At 34.4% G+C, this 19,449-nt stretch carries 17 protein-coding genes; 10 read left to right on the forward strand and 7 right to left on the reverse strand.

What is annotated here, in order from left to right; genetic code table 11:
- The first annotated feature begins 93 nt into the window (after nt 1-93).
- Both A4G25_RS08205 and A4G25_RS08210 read left to right on the forward strand, forming a co-directional pair.
- Nucleotides 94-2,409, forward strand: coding sequence for a CDP-glycerol glycerophosphotransferase family protein (locus A4G25_RS08205; protein ID WP_047132051.1), 2,316 nt, complete (start codon nt 94-96; stop codon nt 2,407-2,409).
- A 113-nt stretch (nt 2,410-2,522) separates the two neighbouring features.
- Nucleotides 2,523-4,778 (forward strand): ATP-binding cassette domain-containing protein, encoded by a 2,256-nt coding sequence (locus A4G25_RS08210; RefSeq protein WP_047132052.1) that lies wholly within the window; start codon nt 2,523-2,525, stop codon nt 4,776-4,778.
- 44 nt (nt 4,779-4,822) lie between these two features.
- On the opposite strand, the gene A4G25_RS08215 is transcribed toward A4G25_RS08210, so the two are convergent.
- Entirely contained in the window at nt 4,823-5,443 is a 621-nt protein-coding gene (locus tag A4G25_RS08215; RefSeq protein ID WP_047132053.1) for a LysE family translocator, read from the reverse strand.
- A 241-nt stretch (nt 5,444-5,684) separates the two neighbouring features.
- Here A4G25_RS08215 and A4G25_RS08220 point away from each other — a divergent pair, with 241 nt between their 5' ends.
- Entirely contained in the window at nt 5,685-6,266 is a 582-nt protein-coding gene (locus A4G25_RS08220) for a histidine phosphatase family protein (protein WP_047132054.1), read from the forward strand.
- Between the two features lie 202 nt (nt 6,267-6,468).
- Nucleotides 6,469-7,089 carry an LPXTG cell wall anchor domain-containing protein gene (locus A4G25_RS08225; RefSeq protein ID WP_052766751.1) on the forward strand — a complete coding sequence of 207 codons (621 nt, stop codon included), beginning with the start codon at nt 6,469-6,471 and terminating at the stop codon, nt 7,087-7,089.
- A 101-nt stretch (nt 7,090-7,190) separates the two neighbouring features.
- Here the strand turns inward: A4G25_RS08225 and A4G25_RS08230 are convergent, their stop codons facing one another.
- Both A4G25_RS08230 and A4G25_RS08235 read right to left on the reverse strand, forming a co-directional pair.
- Nucleotides 7,191-7,430: a DUF896 domain-containing protein gene (locus tag A4G25_RS08230; RefSeq protein ID WP_015901637.1), complete on the reverse strand. Its 240-nt coding sequence runs from the start codon at nt 7,428-7,430 to the stop codon at nt 7,191-7,193.
- Nucleotides 7,414-8,388, reverse strand: coding sequence for an LLM class oxidoreductase (locus tag A4G25_RS08235; RefSeq protein WP_047132055.1), 975 nt, complete (start codon nt 8,386-8,388; stop codon nt 7,414-7,416). The genes A4G25_RS08230 and A4G25_RS08235 overlap by 17 nt, the downstream gene beginning before the upstream one ends.
- Before the next feature lie 347 nt (nt 8,389-8,735).
- On the opposite strand from A4G25_RS08235, the gene A4G25_RS08240 reads away from it, so the two are divergent.
- The 4 genes from A4G25_RS08240 to A4G25_RS08255 all read left to right on the forward strand — a co-directional run bounded on the left by A4G25_RS08240 (nt 8,736) and on the right by A4G25_RS08255 (nt 14,322).
- Nucleotides 8,736-9,419, forward strand: a complete 684-nt coding sequence (locus tag A4G25_RS08240) for a type 1 glutamine amidotransferase domain-containing protein (protein WP_047132056.1) — start codon at nt 8,736-8,738, stop codon at nt 9,417-9,419.
- 315 nt (nt 9,420-9,734) lie between these two features.
- Nucleotides 9,735-12,095 (forward strand): YSIRK-targeted triacylglycerol lipase, encoded by a 2,361-nt coding sequence (gene lip / locus A4G25_RS13320; protein ID WP_047132057.1) that lies wholly within the window; start codon nt 9,735-9,737, stop codon nt 12,093-12,095.
- 198 nt (nt 12,096-12,293) lie between these two features.
- Nucleotides 12,294-13,244 (forward strand): CorA family divalent cation transporter, encoded by a 951-nt coding sequence (locus A4G25_RS08250; RefSeq protein ID WP_047132058.1) that lies wholly within the window; start codon nt 12,294-12,296, stop codon nt 13,242-13,244.
- Between the two features lie 127 nt (nt 13,245-13,371).
- Entirely contained in the window at nt 13,372-14,322 is a 951-nt protein-coding gene (locus A4G25_RS08255) for a CorA family divalent cation transporter (RefSeq protein WP_047132059.1), read from the forward strand.
- 40 nt (nt 14,323-14,362) lie between these two features.
- Here the strand turns inward: A4G25_RS08255 and A4G25_RS08260 are convergent, their stop codons facing one another.
- From A4G25_RS08260 to A4G25_RS08270, 3 genes are all read right to left on the reverse strand, one after another.
- On the reverse strand, nt 14,363-14,827 hold the full coding sequence (locus A4G25_RS08260) for a hypothetical protein (RefSeq protein ID WP_047132060.1): 465 nt from the start codon (nt 14,825-14,827) through the stop codon (nt 14,363-14,365).
- A 125-nt stretch (nt 14,828-14,952) separates the two neighbouring features.
- Nucleotides 14,953-15,681 (reverse strand): glucosamine-6-phosphate deaminase, encoded by a 729-nt coding sequence (gene nagB, locus A4G25_RS08265; RefSeq protein WP_047132061.1) that lies wholly within the window; start codon nt 15,679-15,681, stop codon nt 14,953-14,955.
- Nucleotides 15,682-15,703: 22 nt separating this feature from the next.
- Nucleotides 15,704-16,378, reverse strand: a complete 675-nt coding sequence (locus A4G25_RS08270; RefSeq protein ID WP_047132062.1) for an N-acetylmannosamine-6-phosphate 2-epimerase — start codon at nt 16,376-16,378, stop codon at nt 15,704-15,706.
- Between the two features lie 167 nt (nt 16,379-16,545).
- On the opposite strand from A4G25_RS08270, the gene A4G25_RS08275 reads away from it, so the two are divergent.
- Nucleotides 16,546-17,358 carry a MurR/RpiR family transcriptional regulator gene (locus tag A4G25_RS08275; RefSeq protein ID WP_047132063.1) on the forward strand — a complete coding sequence of 271 codons (813 nt, stop codon included), beginning with the start codon at nt 16,546-16,548 and terminating at the stop codon, nt 17,356-17,358.
- Nucleotides 17,359-17,451: 93 nt separating this feature from the next.
- On the opposite strand, the gene A4G25_RS08280 is transcribed toward A4G25_RS08275, so the two are convergent.
- Nucleotides 17,452-18,318 carry an ROK family protein gene (locus tag A4G25_RS08280; protein WP_047132064.1) on the reverse strand — a complete coding sequence of 289 codons (867 nt, stop codon included), beginning with the start codon at nt 18,316-18,318 and terminating at the stop codon, nt 17,452-17,454.
- A 244-nt stretch (nt 18,319-18,562) separates the two neighbouring features.
- Between A4G25_RS08280 and A4G25_RS08285 the strand changes: the two genes are divergently transcribed.
- Nucleotides 18,563-19,444: an N-acetylneuraminate lyase gene (locus A4G25_RS08285; protein WP_047132065.1), complete on the forward strand. Its 882-nt coding sequence runs from the start codon at nt 18,563-18,565 to the stop codon at nt 19,442-19,444.
- Nucleotides 19,445-19,449: the final 5 nt, after the last annotated feature.

Consider the following 19,449-nt stretch of genomic DNA (forward strand, 5'->3'; position numbering starts at 1 on the left):
GCTGCGTGGGAGCGAAAATTTGGAATCTGTTTTTGATTCCTGTATCGCTCCCGCTTTAAATTTTGTATTAGAGAAAGATGGAGTGAAGTAAGAGTGTTGAAACTAGCACAAATGAATGTGAACTTCGGTTCAATCCAAACGAATTTACCTGCTCAAATTCGTTTAGAAATTAGAAATGAGCAGATTATCAGTATTGAAGCATCACAATTGAAAAAAGAAGATGTTTATTTAGGAAAAACTAAAGCAGAAGATGGACTAGTTGCAATTATCGAAAATGATGAATTCCCATATTATGTGCATATCAAAAAAAATAAGATTTACTGTACACCTTATTTGAATGATAAGACGGACGGGAGTCTAAACCTGCAAGTAAAAATTTTCCATAGTCGTTTTAAAGTTGAGCCAACACAATATAGCTATAATGTGATAGATACTTATAGCGGAGAAATGGTTGAACTTGAACCCTCTGTATTTAAAAAGGGACGAAAACCTTTTATTGAAGATACAGCTAACCGTAATGGCGACCCAGCTATTTTCATTAAATTTAAATATACTGATTTTACAATGTTTTTAGAGTATACAAATTCTAAAAAAGACTTCGCATTTAAAACGAATGTTTTAGAAATACTTACCAATGAACAACTAAAATTTGATTTTAAGAGTGCTAACGAGTTGGTTGTTTCTAAAGGGGAGCATCGACAAGTTATTAGACTTAATGATTTAAATAGAATGAAAGATATCAAATTAGACGATGGCTTCTTTAAGTATATTCAGAAACCAATTTACTTAAAGTTAAATAATAAATTTTACATTATTAGTTATCACAACCAAAAGCTCAGTATCAAAACAGATAAAGAAAAAGATTTACTCTATAAACGCAGCGATATAGAATTTAAAAAATCCGGGCGTTATATTACCCTTTCAGGACAAATTGATTATAATGCGCCTGTCCAACCAGATTATTTGATGACAAAAACGGGTGAAATTTTAGCGGAAATGAGATGGGACCATCAAAATCATTTTACTGCTAAAGTAAAAATTAAAGATCTACGTCAATTAAAAGAAATCCATAATACAATTTTCACTGCGATTAATGGTAAAAGATTCCACCCGCTTTTTCAAAGCGACAAAGCCAATGATCAACGCAAAGTATTGTTAACTTTTAATACTAGAGGACATGCAATTGTGTTAAGACGTAATGCTGTGAATAATTTAAGTTTCGGCAATTTACCAAAACTCAAAATTTATAACCCTTGGCATAAATTTAAAATTAATATAGCACAGAAATTTGCTACGATTTATAAATTTTTCAATAGAGGACGAAATTTGAATGTTTACTTTGAAAAAGAAGCATCTAAAGCAGTTGAGTCGGGGAAATATGTTTTTGAAGCTGCTGCGAGCAATAAAAAGTTCAAATCTAAAAATGTATTTATCTTAGATAAATCTTCTCCTCAATATAAAGATATGAAGAGAAAATGGGGAGACAAGGTGGTAGAACGTTTCAGCTTCCGTAATTATTTATATGTTTTTGCAGCAGATTATTTTATTTCTAGTGAACTCAGCAATCATGTCGTTAACACAAGAATCTTTGATGATAAATTAAATCGAAAAATAAAAATGACACCTCTCTATTTTTTACAGCACGGTGTAACTTTCTTAAAACCGCGTGATGATTCGAAAAATGTCGGGTTCCATAAAAGTAATATGACTAATAATATTGTGAAATCAGTCGTGAGTTCCGATGTAGAAGCAAGTATTTTCAATGATATGGGATATAATGATTTTGAATTAATGAAAACAGGTATGCCTAAGTTTGATAATGCACACTTAATTGAAGGAGCAGATAAAATAACCTATATGCCGACATGGCGTCCTTGGGAAGAAGCAGAAGTATTCAATGGTCATATAGAAGAGACGACTTATTATCAATCTATTATGGAAGTGATTGAAGCATTTGAAAAAGCAGGATTGATAAACCGTTTGCAAGTTGCAGCGCATAATAAATTCTCTCAATATGCTAAAAATCACTTTAATAAATATAATGATATTTTCGTAGAAGATCCAACGGATACATTGAAAAATTCTGTTATCTATATCACTGATATTTCTTCTATTATTTTTGATGCGATTAATCACGGCGCTTTCCCAATTTTCTATTGGAAAGAGTTTGAAGATATTATTGCTAAACATGGAGGCACAACGCCAGCAAATCGTGAAAACGTACCAGGTGTTGTTGCAGATAATGAAAATGAATTAGTAGAAGCAGTAAAATCAGCAATCGACAACGATTTTAAACTGCCATCGCAAGTATTAGAAAACTATCGTCGTATTAACGAATTTCATGATAATCAAAACACACAACGTGTGATTAACGAACTGATAAATGATGGTGTGCTACAAAGAAAATAGAACAATAACATGACTGGAATGCTTTAATTAGGGCATTTCAGTCTTTTTTATTTGTTTGAGCAGGGTAAATATATTTAACATGAAACTAAATAGAGACTATTGGAGGAGAAACGATGAACAATATTAATATAAAAGACGCTTCGCAAAACAACTTAAAGCACATTGATATCGATATACCCAAACATTTAATTACAGTGTTTACAGGGCAATCTGGTTCAGGTAAATCTTCTTTAGTATTTAATACTGTTGCGGCTGAATCCGAACGCCTTTTAAATGAAAGTTATTCTAGTTATATTCAGTTTCATTTAAATCAACAACCTAAACCAAAGGTAGGAGAGATTAAAAATTTACCAGTTGCTATGACAATCAGTCAAAAGCGATTTAACGGGAATTCTCGTTCTACAGTAGGGACAGCTTCTGATATCTATGCTGCTGTCAGATTATTATGGTCAAGAATCGGAGAGCCTTTTGTTGGTTATTCAGATGTGTTTTCATTTAACAGCCCGAACGGCATGTGTGAAACATGTGAGGGGCTAGGCTATATTGAAGATATCAATTTAGACGAATTGCTGGATTGGGATAAATCTTTAAATGAAGGCGCAATTGATTTTCCTTCCTTCGGTCCTGATAAAGAACGAGGAAAAGCTTATCGAGATAGCGGCTTATTCGATAATGATAAAAAACTAAAAGATTATTCTAAAGAAGAATTGGATTTATTTTTGTATCAAGAACCGATGAAATTAAAAAATCCTCCAGAGGAATGGCGTAAATCAGCTAAATATGTAGGCCTGATACCAAGATTTAGCAGAATATTCTTAGGAGATAAAGAATTCAACAAAAAACGTTATGCTAAACATCTTAAACATGTGGTCACTAATAAGGTTTGTCCAACATGTCACGGACAACGGTTAAATCAAAAAGTATTGAGTTGTAAAATTAATGGTAAAAACATCTCTGACTTCACGCAAATGACGATTAAGGAGAATTTAGAATTTCTGAATCAATTAGAAAATCCGACGGCTCAATATATTATTGGACCACTACGTGAGCAGTTAGAAGCGTTGGATTATATTGGTTTAAGCTATTTGACGCTAAACCGTGTGACGACAACACTTTCAGGTGGGGAAGCACAACGTCTAAAATTAATACGTCATTTGAATAGCCCATTGTCTGATTTAGTTTATATTATTGATGAGCCGAGTGTCGGCCTGCATCCTGAAGATATTTCAAAAATAGATGAGATTTTGCAGTCTTTAAAAGACAAAGGAAATACTGTGTTGATTGTAGAACATGATCCGGATGTGATTAAAGATGGAGACCATATTATCGATATGGGTCCTGGTTCGGGTAAAGACGGTGGCGAAATTACTTTTCAAGGGACATATCAAGAATTACTAGAGTCAGATACTTCTACTGGTAAAGCACTACGTCAAAAACATCATTTGAAAGATAAAGTGCGTCAACCTGATGGTTTTTATCAAATCGGGCCAGTCACACAAAATAATTTAAAAGAAGTTTCTGCAGATATCCCTAAAGAAGTGTTAACCGTCATTACAGGTGTAGCTGGTTCAGGTAAAAGTACATTGATCAAAGCAGGTTTTGAAGATGAAGATAATGTGATTATTATGGACCAAAAAGCGATACAAGGTTCAAGCCGTTCTAATTTGTTAACTTATTTAGATGTTTTCGACAGTGTCAGAAACTTTTTCCATAAGCAGACGGGATTAAGTAAAGCAATGTTTAGTTACAACTCAAAAGGAGCTTGTCCGAATTGCGGAGGTAAAGGATACATTAAAACAGAGCTTGCTTTTATGGGGGACTTTTCTCAAACATGTGAAGTCTGTCACGGTAAACGTTACAGACCTGAGGTATTAGAAGCGACTGTAGATGGTTATTCAATTGCAGATGTGCTTGATTTAACGGTTGATGAAGGTATTGAATTCTTTGATGAGCAAAGTGATGTTAAGTCTAAATTAGAAGCATTAAGCAAAACTGGATTAACATATATGACACTTGGACAACCGTTATCTACGTTATCAGGAGGAGAAATGCAGCGTGTGAAATTAGCTCAGCATTTAGATGAACAAGTGCAAGATAGTGTGTTTATCTTTGACGAGCCTACAACAGGTTTGCATGAAGCGGATATTCCGGTGTTGATGAAGTGTTTTGATGATTTGATGAGTCGCAATAATACGGTCATTTTAATTGAACATAATTTATCTATTATGTGTGAAGCGGACTGGATTATAGATGTTGGCCCAGGGCCTGGTCTGGATGGTGGTAAAGTCTTGTTTAGCGGAACTCCTAAAGACTTCATTAAGGAAGAAGATACATTGACTTCAAAACATTTAAAAAGATATACACAATAAAGTGAAGCGCTGAATGGATGAATTTCCCATTCAGCGTTTTTGTTTTACTGTTTGAAGTTTAAAATACTGACTGCTAAACCGATAAGGATTACACCTACAATGTAATCGAAGACAGTTCTGAAAACAGGTTGATTAAATAATTTCTTAATATGAGTAAACATAAAACTGCATAGTGCAAACCATAAGAAGACAATGCATATAAATAAAGAAGACAATGCGATTATTTTAAGTGAGCCTTCGTCTCTGTTTACAAATTGTGGAAGAATTGAGATATAAAAAAGAATTGCTTTAGGGTTGAGAATAGTGCTCATAAAGCCTTGCCTATAGGATTTAAGCAAACTGATATTTCTAATTTGATAATCTTCAGCAGCAATCGGAGCAGGTTTCCGTGCATTTAAAATTGTTTTTAAGCCTAAATATGCAATGTACAAAGCACCTAAAAACTTAATAGTAGTAAATACGTAATAAGAACTTGTTAAAATGAAAATCAAACCTAGTGCTGCAATCGAAGAATACACCACATGACCACTGGATATACCGAGTGCTGCCATGACACCATTCTTAGTACTTCCTTTCATTGTATTGTTTGCCACAATGAAAAAGTCAGGACCAGGAATGATAATAATTAACAAAGATACAAGTAAATAACTGATGATGTTGTCCAAAACCTGATACTCCTTTGCTCAATTGAAATACTAAATAATTTTAAATTTATTATTTGCAGGTAGATAATTAGTTCAGTTTAGCACTTTTAGTATTTTCTGTATATAGGTATAAGCGTTATAAAAATGAATGAGGATTATATAGAAAATAGGGTAAAATAAAGCGGGGCAACATTATTCAATATTTAGTAAATAAAAATAACGGCTAATAGTGAAAATTTAAGGAAATGAAGGAGTACACAGCATGACACAAACACTATATTTGATCCGACATGGACAGACACTATTTAACCAGAAGAAACAAATACAAGGTGCATCAGATTCACCTTTAACAGAACTAGGGAAAGCACAAGCAGAAAAAGCAAAATGCTACTTGAACCAATTGAATTTGAATGATTATGAATTGTTTTCTTCTACACAAGAACGTGCCTCTGATACATTAGAAATCTTGTTTCCGAATGAACCGTATACCAGATTGAAAGGTATCAAAGAGTGGAATTACGGCATGTTTGAAGGAGAATCAGAATTATTAAACCCGCCTCGTGAAAAAGGGGTGGCTTTATTTGGAAAGTTTTTTGCGAATTATGGCGGCGAAACAGCAGATGAAGTCCAAGAAAGAGCAGTTAATACACTTACTGACATAATGAAACAAACTCCTAAACAAAATGTGATTACTGTTAGTCACGGAGATGTATTAATGCTGTTTACGTTAAAATGGCTGCCGATTGAAGAAGTAGAAAAAATGTATTTCGGTAACTGCTGTATCTTAAAGTTTGAATATGAAGATAGTGAATTTAAATTTATGGAAATTATCAATCCGATTTAAATTCCGACAATAAATGTACACTTTTTATTTCTGAAAGTTTACATTTATTAATTTCATGTAATAGAATTATTACTTTTTGTTGAAAGAGGTTAACTAAACAGTTGACCGTGGTATATTTGTGTTGAAAATATTTTGTAGTGCACAAAAATGTATTGCACATTTATTCTTATTTTCAAATACAAATAAAGAGGATGGTATAAGAATGAAAAAATTAGGTTTCTCAGCAGCAGCTATATTAACAGGTACATTATTATTTACAGGTGTAAACGCAGATGCAGCAAGTTATGATTCAGTAAATCAAGACAATGCAATAAGCATTGCACAAGAGGTTGCAGCTGAAAATGGATTCGGCCCTGAAACACAAGATTTCTTCCCAGCAAGAGATGAAGGTGATTATTATATAATCGGAACTGGTAATAAGTCAGGTTCTGGTTCAGGTGCATATCGTGTTTATAAAGATGGTAAGGTAACTTATAGAAGCGGAGGAGTAGAATCTAATCCTTATGTAGATGTAGGCAACTATCAATTTGCTGAAAACAATGCTCCTGCTGATAATACTTCAACAACTGCTCAAGCTGATCAAGCTCCAGCAGCTCAACAGTCACCACAAGCTGAACAAAATGGACAAACACAACAAGCTCAACAAATTAATGCAGCAGGGTATCCTGCAACTGATTTACATGATGATGTAAAAAATGAAGCGCAAGTATTACCAGAAACTGGTGAATCATCTAATGGCTTGATTGCTGGTTTAGTAGGTAGCATTTTTGCTGTAGCTGGATTAGTAGTTCTAAGATTTAAAAAATCAATTTTCAACAAATAATTATTTTGAATATGAAACATAAAATAAGGCTAGACAACTCCTCTATGGAATTGCCTAGCCTTTTACAATATGGTTTTGCTATTCATCTATATTTTTATCTATTATTCAGGTTTTAAATCTAAAGTACCCATTTCTTCGCGTAGGTTGTAAATTTTATCTGGTGTTACGTCTTCACCAAGTGGATCTACAACTTTCAATGTTGAGAATGTGCTTACAACTTGTCCGCGAATCATTTTAAGGTATTCTTGTCTCAATTCATGTTGTTCTTGTTTTTCAGATGTGCTAAGTACCATTTCTTTTTCTTTATTTGCAAGTTCATTAATTCTATCTAATAATTTCATAATCAGTTTGTTCCTCCTTAGTAATGTTTGGTGGGAAATGTGGAATCACATAATCGCCCAATTCTTTCATTAAATCTTGGTACGTTCTTTCGTGCGTTAATAAGTGCAACATAATATGATTTGTACCAATACGTTCATAAGATTTTAATACATTAATTAATGTGTTTCTGCCTAGTCTATAGCCGCCCTTAACGGGTTTAATTCTTTCATTCGGATCTTTTGATAAGTCAATAACAAGCGGATGCATAAAAGGTTTGAATTCATCGTTGTCGTGCCACTCTTGTAAAAGCGCTTTTTGTTGTTGGAAACCTTGTGGATAAAACATCCAGCCATCCATATTTTCTTTAATCCATTTCATGTCTTGTTTAGCATATCCTGTCGCAAAAAGCGGGATATGATTGTTTTTTGGTAATACTTGCAGACCAGAATCCTCATATAACTCAAAAAGAGAGTTAGAAATTTGAGGGGAATGATCTTGCCATAGTGCTTTCAATGAATCAACGGTTTCTCTGAATCTTAAAGATAATGATTCAGGTTCGACTTTGAATGCTGGAAACTCAAATTTACGGTCTCCAGTCGCAAGCCCCATTAATAATCGCTCTCCTGATATCAAGTCTAGAGTCGCAGCTGCTTTAGCTGTGTGAATTGGATGACGTAATGTCGCAACAATACTAGATGTTCCGAGAGCAATTTTACTAGTCTGAGCACTGAGGTAAGTTAAAAATACAAACGGATCGTAGTTTGTCGTTACATTACCTAAATGTGGGCTATAAAGCGGGTTGTCCCTTACAAATAGGCTCGTAAATCCAAGTTCTTCAGCATACTGCGCCAGTTGAGCTTGTTGTTCAAACGACAATGCGATATTTTCAGAGTTATCAAAAGGAATGATTAAACCTAAAGTTAAATGGTCCTTTTGAAAAGTCCGTTTGAAACCATTGTGTTGATTGATTGTTGTCACGTCTATCCCTCCTAACTTGAATGATTAGACAATTTTGATTGCATTAATCAAGTTGTCTACAAGTATTCTATAATGTTTATGCAACTAACGCAACCCTTGTGCTCACGCGGTTTATAGATTTAGTCAAAAAAGGTCAAAAACGTTGATATGACGCGGTTTTAAATAAAAAAATAAATATGAATGAAACAATTTTTTCACTCTTTACTATTAAAAAATAAGTATTATACCTCAATTGTTCACTGAAATAATTTTAGAAAAAATAACCAATCTTAAGCAGATAATTTTCCTTAAACTAAGGTTTAAGTGTTAGAGTTACGTGTATAAATAACTGGAGAGGTGAAGCTGAAATGAAAAAAATTCTAGTAGCAGTCACAAATGTATCGAAGTATCCAGATTTAGAACGTCCAACAGGTGCATGGTTAGGAGAAGTCGTACACTTTGCTGATGAATTCTATAAAGCAGGTTATGAAATCGATTATGTGAGTCCAGAAGGCGGCTTTGTACCGATTGACCCTGCAAGTTTACAAGAAGACTTTATGACTGATGTAGATTGGAAATATTATACAGATCATAAATTCATGACAAAATTAAATCACTCATATAAACCTGAAGAATTGAATGCAGATGATTATGAAGTTATTTATTACGCAGGCGGTCACGGTGTAATGTGGGACTTCGCGAAAGATAAAGGTTTAATTGACTTAGCAGAAAAAATCTATTCTGATAATGGTTACGTAACAGCCGTATGCCATGGACCAGCAGGCTTGTTGAACATTAAAAATGATGGACAAAACTTAATTAAAGATAAAAAAGTTGCTGGTTTCTCTAACAGTGAAGAATCACAAATGGGTGTTGGGGATAACTTACCGTATCTTTTAGAAGATGCTTTAAAAGATAAAGGCGGAGAATATGAAAAAGGTGACGACTGGACATCATTCGTAGTCGCAGATGGCCGTTTGATTACAGGGCAAAATCCACAATCTGCCCAAGAAGTCGCTTTAGATACGTTGAAAGCATTAGGCCACAAATAAATTGTTTTAATCCAATGGTTGGAGCTGATCTCAAAGTGAGATTTGGCTTCAATCTTTTTTATATTTACTTTTGCAGGTATGATGCTTTTAAAAAATAGAGTATGCCGCATATAAAGAAGATACTTAACGACACTGAATTTCAGAGCAGGGTGTACAGGCGAACACTATATATATTCCGGTTATATACATATTTAATATTATTAACAAACAACTTAAGTTCATTTAATTTAGTTTTAATACACGTTAATTAGAATAAGAATATCTTATGTTGAATGAGGTATAACTTAAGAAATCACAAAAATGAGGTGTATTAATTTGGAGAAGAGAGAAAACAAATACAGCATACGCAAGTTTGCAGTTGGAACGTCATCTATTTTAGTAGCTTCTTTATTTTTTATTGGAAGCGGAGGGGCAGAGGCAGCTGAAACATCACCTGAAAAGCAGACAAATACTGCACAAGTTCAAGAGTCTGCTAATGCAACGCAAACATCAGATACGCAGTCTGAAAGTAATCATCAGCAATCAACCCAAAACGACACGGAAACACACTCATCTTCAGAACTTGTTAAACAACCAGAAATTGACCGTCCATCTGATCAATCAAATTTACATAAGAGCACAGAGCCGTCAGATAAAACATCTGAAGCAATGAATACAAATCAACCAGCATCGCCGTCTGTTCAACCACAAGCATTGCCTACACAAAACAATCAATCAGAAAGTACAAATGAAAATGAAATGTCAAAAATTGATCAACATCAAGTGCAACCAAACATTCAAAAGGGTACTAACAACCAAGTGAGCAACACATCAGACGAAACAAGTGAACTCTCAGATGAAACAAGTAATATAGAGAAAAAACCTGCAACGTTAAAGCAATCATCAGAAGAAGATACAGCGAAAGAGCAAAGCAATATAGCTACAGAACAAGCACCGCAGACAACTTCAAACAAAGACCAGCAATATCCTGTTGAAAAAATAGCAGAAAATACATTAAAGCATGTGCAAAATGAAAATAAAGCCAATAAAACAAATGATGTTTCTAAACAAGCGTTTCCTAATAAGACAACTAAACCACCAGTAAGTGAAAATGAAAAAGCAGACAATCCTAAAGAAGTAGGAACAGATGCTCAAACAGATTTGAACAGTGTTGCAAATAATGTAAAACAAAATATAGAAAAAGCTTTGCCTAAATCTGAAAATAAAACAAATCTACAAAATAAAAATTCAGATTACAATACACAACCTGCCCTAAAGCAGCCGACACAACCATTCACAGCTCAAGCACAACCATCTGAACCACAAGCAGCGCCAAAACCTACTCATTCAGAACAAGATAATAACTTTGTTTTGAAGCAAACATCTAATCAAAACGAACCTAATACAAAACAACCTGAAGACAATAAGAAAAACGACAATCAAAAAGGTATTGAAGTATTGAAAAGCAATGCTGCAGCAACAACAAATAATAAGAATACAGTAGAAAATGCGAAACCTGTTACAGATCAAACAAATAAAACAGCTGCACAAAAACAATATAAGAACCAAGACCCTATTATACTGGTACATGGTTTCAATGGTTTAGTAGGTGAAACAGCCGGACCTACAAGCGGGAACTACTGGGGCGGTGATCGCACAGACTTGCAGAAGGATTTAGAGAATAATGGCTATAACGTCTATGAAGCAAGTATCGGAGCATACGGCAGCAACTATGATCGTGCGGTTGAACTTTATTACTATATTAAAGGCGGTACTGTTGATTATGGGGCAGCTCATGCTGCAAAGTACGGACATGAGCGTTACGGCAAAACATACGAAGGTGTATACCCTGAATGGCAGCCAGGTCAAAAAGTACATTTGGTCGGACATAGTATGGGCGGACAAACAATTCGTCAATTAGAAGAATTCCTGCGTAACGGCAATCAAGAAGAAATCGATTATCAAAAAGCACATGGAGGAACAATCTCGCCATTATTCCAAGGTAACCATGACAACATGGTCTCTTCAATTACGACAGTCGCTTCTCCGCATAATGGTACGCATGCAGCTGATGTAGGTAATGAGGCTTTTATACGCCAAGTATTATATGACAACATGAAATTGCAAGGTAATAAATATTCCCAAGTAGACTACGGGTTGGCTCAATGGGGCTTCAAACAAGGTGAAGATGAGTCTTACCCAGATTATGTTGAACGTGTAAAGAAACAAAGTAAACTTTGGACCACTACAGATAATGCACTATATGATTTATCACGCAAAGGTGCAAATGAACTGAATGAACGTACATCATTAAATCCGAATATTGTATACAAATCTTATACAGGGGAATCGACACGTCCAGGATTAAACGACAGACAACGTTCAGATATTCATATGGCTGCATCTAAACGCCTTACTGGTAATGTTATTGGTAAAGCTGATGAGAAAGAATGGCGTGAAAATGATGGGTTAGTTTCCACAATTTCAGCACAACATCCATTCGGCCAAAACGCAACTCCTGTAACAGATGAAGTACAAAAAGGTGTATGGCAAGTTTCTCCAATTCAACATGATTGGGATCATGGAGATTTCGTTGGTACGGATGCGACAGAAGCACAAATTAAAACAGAAGACTTACGTCAATTTTGGTTAGGTATTGCTGAAGATGCAGTGAAGAGTGAAGCTGTTACAAGCTAAAAACTTTAAGAAAAACCTTTTTAGAGAGGAGGAATATAAATGACAGGTACACCTCAAGAACTATGGGAGTCATTTTGGAGAGTAGTGAAAGTTATTTTTGCTTAAGCGATAAAAATCGAAAACGAAGAAGCGGAGTTTCGCTCCCTCTATTAGTGGTAAAGACCAATAAATTGCATCATAAATAGAGGGGTGAAGCAGATGACAGTTAGGTGTATGTATCAAGATAAAACGCACCAGTTTCAATCAACTGAACATATTCATGAAGTACCAAAAGACAGTGAATTCATTTGGTATGACATGATAGCACCTACGAATGAAGAAAAAGAGTTTTTGAAACAAACATTTAAATTAAGTACGAAAGAAATAGAATCATCAGTTTATACATTATCTCAACCTGATATTTCACGGAATAAGCACCGGGAAGCACGACACATTATTGCACATACTTTAGTCGATAAGGATTTTACAGCACGTGCACTAGGTATTACCATTGCAGGTAATACTTTAGTTACATTGCATCACTCTGAATTGCCGATAGTTTCAGATGTAGAACAAAAGCTATTGGACCATCAACTTAAGGCTGATGCTGAATTAGTGACATTATCACTTTTAGAAGAGATTGTTGATACTTATTTTGTACATGTAGAAAAAATTGAAGAGCGTGTCTTTGCCTTTGAAACATATAATATGGAATCAGCGCGAAATAAAAAGCTTATGCAGCAAGTATTCGATATCAGAGCAGAAATTATTAAGTTGAAACGCATCTTATTACCAATGGAGCAGTTAATTGATACGATTAAAGCATTCGGTACTTTCGAAAAAGACTCGCAAAAATCGCAGTTGTTTTACGACATTTATAATCAATTGAGACATGAAACTGAAACGTTAGCATCGTGTGAGGATTTAACAGATGAGATTAAAGATAACGATCAATCTTATCATACAACACGCATCAGTAAGGTTATGAATGTGTTAACGATTATCTCATCTATCTTCTTTCCATTGTCTTTCTTGTGCGGTTGGTACGGCATGGGCTTCAAATACATGCCAGAATTAGAATGGAAATACAGTTATCCAGTCTTTATTGTTATTGCTATTATTATTACAGCTGTGCTGGTGACGTTATTTAAAAAGAAAAAATGGTTTTAAACTGAAACTTAATGACTTCTGGAGTAATCGTGTTACTTCAGGGGTCATTTTGTTTCGAAAGAGTTTTCAACTGCTTCAACAGTGGTAATTAATACATAAAATCAACACATGAAAAGGCGTGAACATAATGACTATAACTTGTATGTATCAAGATAAAAATCAAAACATTGTTACAACTAGTCATCTTGATGATGTGCCAAAAGACAGTAACTTTATATGGTACGACTGTATCCAACCCACAAAAGAAGAACGAGATTATCTTCAAAATGATTTGAATTTGAACCAAGATGAAGTTGCTTCATCCATTTATACACTTGGTCATCCTGATATCTATCACAATAAGGAAGAAGATATTAAGCATATTGTGGTGCATACATTAGATACAAAAGACTTCTCAGCGCGTCCATTAAATATTACGATAACGGAAAATAGTTTAGTGACGATTCACGATTCTAAGGTTCCTATCATAGATTATTTACAAAAATCTGTGAAAAATAGTGATATTAAACCTGATGCAGAAATTATCACTTTAAAATTATTGCATGAGGTTATTAAGTCATATTTTACGTACGTTGATGAGATAGAAGAAGAAGTCTTCAACTTAGAATATCAAAATGTTGATTCTGACCAAAATAAGAAAATGATGAAGGAAGTTTATAATATACGTGCAGAAATTATTAAATTGAAACGTGTTATTCTTCCAATGGAACAATTGGCAGAAACCATTCAGGAGTCAAATCATTTTGTAGGAGATCAGCATAAGAAGCGGATGGTGCATCGTATATTAAATCAATTGAAACACCAATCTGCTACATTGAAAGCGTGCGAAGAATTGACCGATGAGATTAAAGATAATAATCAGTCCTATCATTCAGGACGAATTAATAGTGTGATTAATGTTTTAACCATACTTTCATCTATATTTTTCCCATTAACACTACTTACAGGCTGGTTTGGTATGAACTTTACTAATATGCCGGAATTACATTGGAAATATAGTTATTTCGTCTTTATTGGTGTAATGGCATTATTATCTATTGCCTTAATCGTGTTATTCAAAAAGAAAAGATGGTTCTGATATCAAAAAAGCGCATCCTCTCGGGTGCGCTTAAATCATGTTATTGTGGTACAGATGAACCTGAATTTACTTCAGCTCCAGGTTCGGCTATTTCTCCTCGAGCAGCCTTTTCATATATTTCTTGTTGTGCAGCATACCCTGAGTTATCTTCTGTGTTGTTTTCAACTGAAGCATCTAGAGTATTGGCATTGCTTTGAGGGTTTTGTACATTTTGATTATTATAACTGTTTCCATCAGGTACAGCTGTTTGATTGTTGTAGTCAGCACCATAATTTTGTTCAGTAGGTATACTTGCCTCTGTTTCAGCATTTTGATTGTTTTCAGTGTTATCTTTATTGTTTTTATCTTTGTCTTTGTCTTTTTTAGGCTCTTTTGTAGAGTCTTTCTTTTCTGATACATTTTTTTGACCCTTTTGATGTGAATCGTCTGTAAATGCTAGATATCCTGTGAAACATATACCTATGAGTAAGAAAAGAAAAATAAAGATGCTAAAAATCTTTTTCAATTTGATATCCCCCATTTTTAATCTATAAGATAAGTTTAAATGATTTTAGACATCTTTACTATAATAATTTTAATAATTGCTAACAACAAAAATAAAGTATAAAAAAACTGAGCATTAGCCCAGTTTTAGAGTGCTTGATAAATTGTTTCGTCAACAATAATCTCGACATTCGGGTGATTATGCAAGATTGAAGCAGGAAGATCTTCAGAAACATTACCGGTTGCTAGACGTTGAATCGCGTCAATTTTTTTCTCGCCGAAAGCAAGTAAAATAATACGTTGCGCGCGCATAATGGAAGAAAGTCCCATTGAAACAGCTTGCTTCGGTACTTCATCTTCAGTTTCGAAGTGTACACTATTGGCATGCAACGTAGAAGGCGTTAAATCCACAATGCGTGTAACACTGTCAAAAGGAGTGCCAGGTTCATTGAAACCGATATGTCCATTTTCACCGATGCCAAGAATTTGAATATCAGGTTGACCGATCTCTTGCAGTAATTTTTCGTAACGTTCGCCTTCATGCTCCATTGCATCTGAAATGCCCTTAGGAATATGAATATTATTTTGATTCCAGCCATCATATTGTTTAAATAAACGTTCATTCATATACGTATGATAACTTTGTGTATGGTCTGCATTAAGGCCAACATATTCATCCAGATTAAAAGTGCGCACCTGACTGACATCTGTTTTATTAGATTTTAATAGGTCGGACAATTGAGGATAGAGATCAACCATTGTAGAACCTGTAGCTAAACCTAAAATTGCATTAGGCTTTTTCTTGATTGTTTTCAGCATCTCTATTGCTGTATAAATACTTGCTGTGTTTTTGTCCTTTAAATTATAAATTTCCATAATTCTGATTCTCCCAACTTGCTTATGACTGATCTTTTGCTGCTTGAACAAAGCGTTCTGTGATTTGTTTCGGACGTGTAATTGCGCCGCCTACTACTGTACAATGCACGCCGAGATTGCTGACAGTTTGATACATCTCAGGTGTAATGACGTTTCCTTCAGCAATAACTTTTGCATTTACTTTCTCTAAAACCTCTTTTAAAAATGCAAAATCATTTTCAAAAAGAATATGGCCTTTAGTATAAGAAGTATAACCGCGAAGCGTTGTACCAACATAATCAAAACCTAGTTTGTCAGCATTGATGGCTTCTTCAACTGTAGAAATATCTGCCATAATTTCTACATTAGGTGCATGTTTACGAATGTAGGTTACTAATTCTTCCAACGACTCTTTCGGACGTTTTTGTTTTGTAGCGTCTAAAGCGATGACTTCACAACCACTTTCAATTAATTCATCAACTTCTTTAGAAGTAGCAGTAATGAATACATCCGAACCTTCGTAATCTCGTTTGACGATACCGATGATAGGCAGAGGGACTTCTGTTTTAATTGCTTCGATATCTTCTTTTGTATTAGCACGAATACCAACTGCGCCACCCTCATAAGCAGCAAGTGCTAATTTTGACATTATAAATGATGAATGCAATGGTTCATCAGGCAATGCTTGGCATGAAACTATTAATCCTTGTGGCAACATAATAACGACACTCTCCATCTCTCTAGTGTATTTGTAAATTAAGTAGGCTAGTTTCCTTTATCATCTTTATCATAGCACCAAGAAAATTTTAATCAATTATAAATAACGATTTGAAAAAGATTTTCATTTATACTAAAGTTAAACTAAGAAACGAGGGGGATGAAACTGTGAAATTTGAAAATCGTGTTCAGCAAAATCGTCATTTACTAACCAAAATGGATAAGAAAATCGTAGAATTTGTGCAAACGCATGAATTAGATGATAGTTTTTCGACTATCAATTCACTCGCACATGCAATTGGTACTTCACCAGCTACAATTACACGTTTTAGCAATAAGTTGGACTATGCGAATTTCCAAGATATGAAGTTTAATCTACAACATGAAAAATCTGAAAAAGTTGTAGAAAATGCACCGCTTGTTCAACAAATTCATCGTTATCATCAAAGTATTATTCAACAAACTGGAGAATTCATATCAGAAGAAAAAATTAAGCGTTTTGCCCATTATTTGAAAACAAGCCGCCAAGTGAGTTATGCAGGATTAGGAAGCTCGGGATTAACTGCGAGTGAATTTTATTATCGAACATTACGTATGGGTGTTAAAGGAATGGTTTCAACAGATACACATCAAATGAAAATATCAGCGTCACTGCTTTCATCAAAAGATATGTTTGTCGCTATCTCTAATAGCGGTGAAACAACTGAACTAGCAGAAGCTGCTCAAATTGCACATAAGCAAGGGGCGTATGTCGCAGTCATTACAAATTATGAAGGAAGCACGATTACAGAACATGCTGATCTTGTTTTGATTACCAGTGATCAATCACGCATTCATGATACACGCTTTATCAACACTCAAATAGCGACTACATTTTTAATGGATATTGTGTGTTACTTATTGTTGAACAATGCTTATATGCATAAAAGTTATCAGCATACACGCCAAACTATTTTAGGGAAGAAAGATTCGTTGGGTTAGTCTGACGTTTGTCTGAAGTAAGACTGAAGGGGAGTTAAAAACCGCTCCAAATCAATGTTTTAAAGTAATTCGACATTGAGTGGAACGGTTTTTTTATTTTACTGAAACTGCACCAAAAAGTGCAGCATTGTTTTCAGTTTGAGTTGTTTGTAAGCGTGCGATGCCATAATCAGGAGGTAAGAAATCATGTATTTTAGGTTCGATATATTTTAGTAATGTTTCACCTTGTGCAGAAATTCCACCTCCAATTAAAATCAAGCCAGGATCATACATAATTTGAATTTGAGCAATTCCTTCAGCAACATAAGCAGACCATTGATTTAATATTGCTCTCGCTTGTGTATGTCCTTCTTCTGCTAATTCAAATAATTTAGGAACTGCTGTTTCAAATTCAAAACCGTTCTCTAGCATCAAATTTTTTAAAGCAGAAGTAGAAGCGCGTTTTTCAAATGTCTTATCATCTTCGGCGCGATAGAGTAAGTAACCAATTTCATTCGCACGATGACGTTCTCCAGGATATAGACCGATATCACGATTATAAAACGCACCACCGATACCAGTACCTAGTGTTAAACAAAAGATATTTTCCTCTTCATAATGTTGAAAAGCAAGTTCACCTAACAGTGCAGAATCCACATCATTATATATTTTAATATTGTTTGATAAATCACTTAAAGCACGATAAAAGTTAGTGCCATCAAAATTTTGAATGGTTGGACCAGTATAAACAATTTCTCCGCGCTCTGAATCAACCACGCCAGCACTGGAAATACCGATAAACGGCGATGAAAGTTCGTGTTGCTCTATGTAATCAATAATTAATCGACGAACTTCATCTACTATAAGTACTTCTATATTGTCAGGTGTTGGAATCTTCACATATTCGATGATATTTAAATCGTTGTCTAATACGGCAGCTTTGATGTTCGTTCCGCCGATGTCTACTGCAATGCTATACATACTAAATTTCTCCTATATTTATAACCATTATATTCATAACGATAGATTTCAGAAAGGCTATAACTCTTTTTGAAAATTATTTTCATTAAATTAGAACAATTGTGTTAAAATTTTTCAATTTCAGTTGTTCAGCAAAATGATAGCGTTTACAATTAGGTTTGTAAATACGAAATAAAAGTAGGACAAGCGAAATTTATCATTTAGGACAGAAAAATATAGATAACTTATTTTGGAGGAATGCAAAATGGAAGAAAATTTGAAAGGATTATATGCTGCATTACTTGTACCATTTGATGAAAATGGACAGGTCAAAGAAGAGGGATTAAAAGCAATTGCAAAGAATGCCATCGAAAACGAAGAATTAGATGGTTTATATGTTAATGGTAGTTCTGGAGAGAACTTTTTAATTAATACAGAACAGAAAAAACAAATTTTTAAAATTGCTAAAGATGCAGTCGGAGACGATGTGAAAATGATTGCTCAAATCGGATCGCTCGATTTAAATGAAGCAATTGAGTTGGGTAAATATGCAACTGAATTAGGCTATGATGCACTTTCAGCTGTGACACCGTTTTATTATCCATTGTCATTCGAGGAAATTAAACAATACTATTTCGATTTGATTGAAGCAACACAAAACAAAATGATTATTTATTCAATTCCTGATTTGACAGGTGTAAATATCGATGTTGATCAATTTGGAGAACTCTTCAATCACGAAAAGATTATCGGTGTGAAATATACTGCACCTAATTTCTTCTTATTAGAACGTCTGCGTAAAGCATATCCAGATAAGCTGATTTTCTCAGGTTTTGATGAAATGTTGATTCAAGCAGTCATTTCAGGTGTAGACGGAGCTATTGGTTCTACTTATAACGTCAATGGGAAACGTGCACGCCAAATTTTTGAACTTGCACAACAAGGCAAAGTTGATGAAGCATATCAAGTTCAGCATGAAACAAATGATATTATTACTAAAGTTTTAGAATTAGGACTTTATCCAACATTAAAAGAAATCTTAAAATACCGTGGCATCGATAGTGGATTACCGAAACGCCCATTCGCGCCATTCAACGAAGAGAACAGAGCAGCTTTAGATGAATTAGTAAATAAATACAATTTGTAAAATAG

This window comes from Staphylococcus condimenti (assembly GCF_001618885.1).
Lineage (GTDB): Bacteria > Bacillota > Bacilli > Staphylococcales > Staphylococcaceae > Staphylococcus > Staphylococcus condimenti.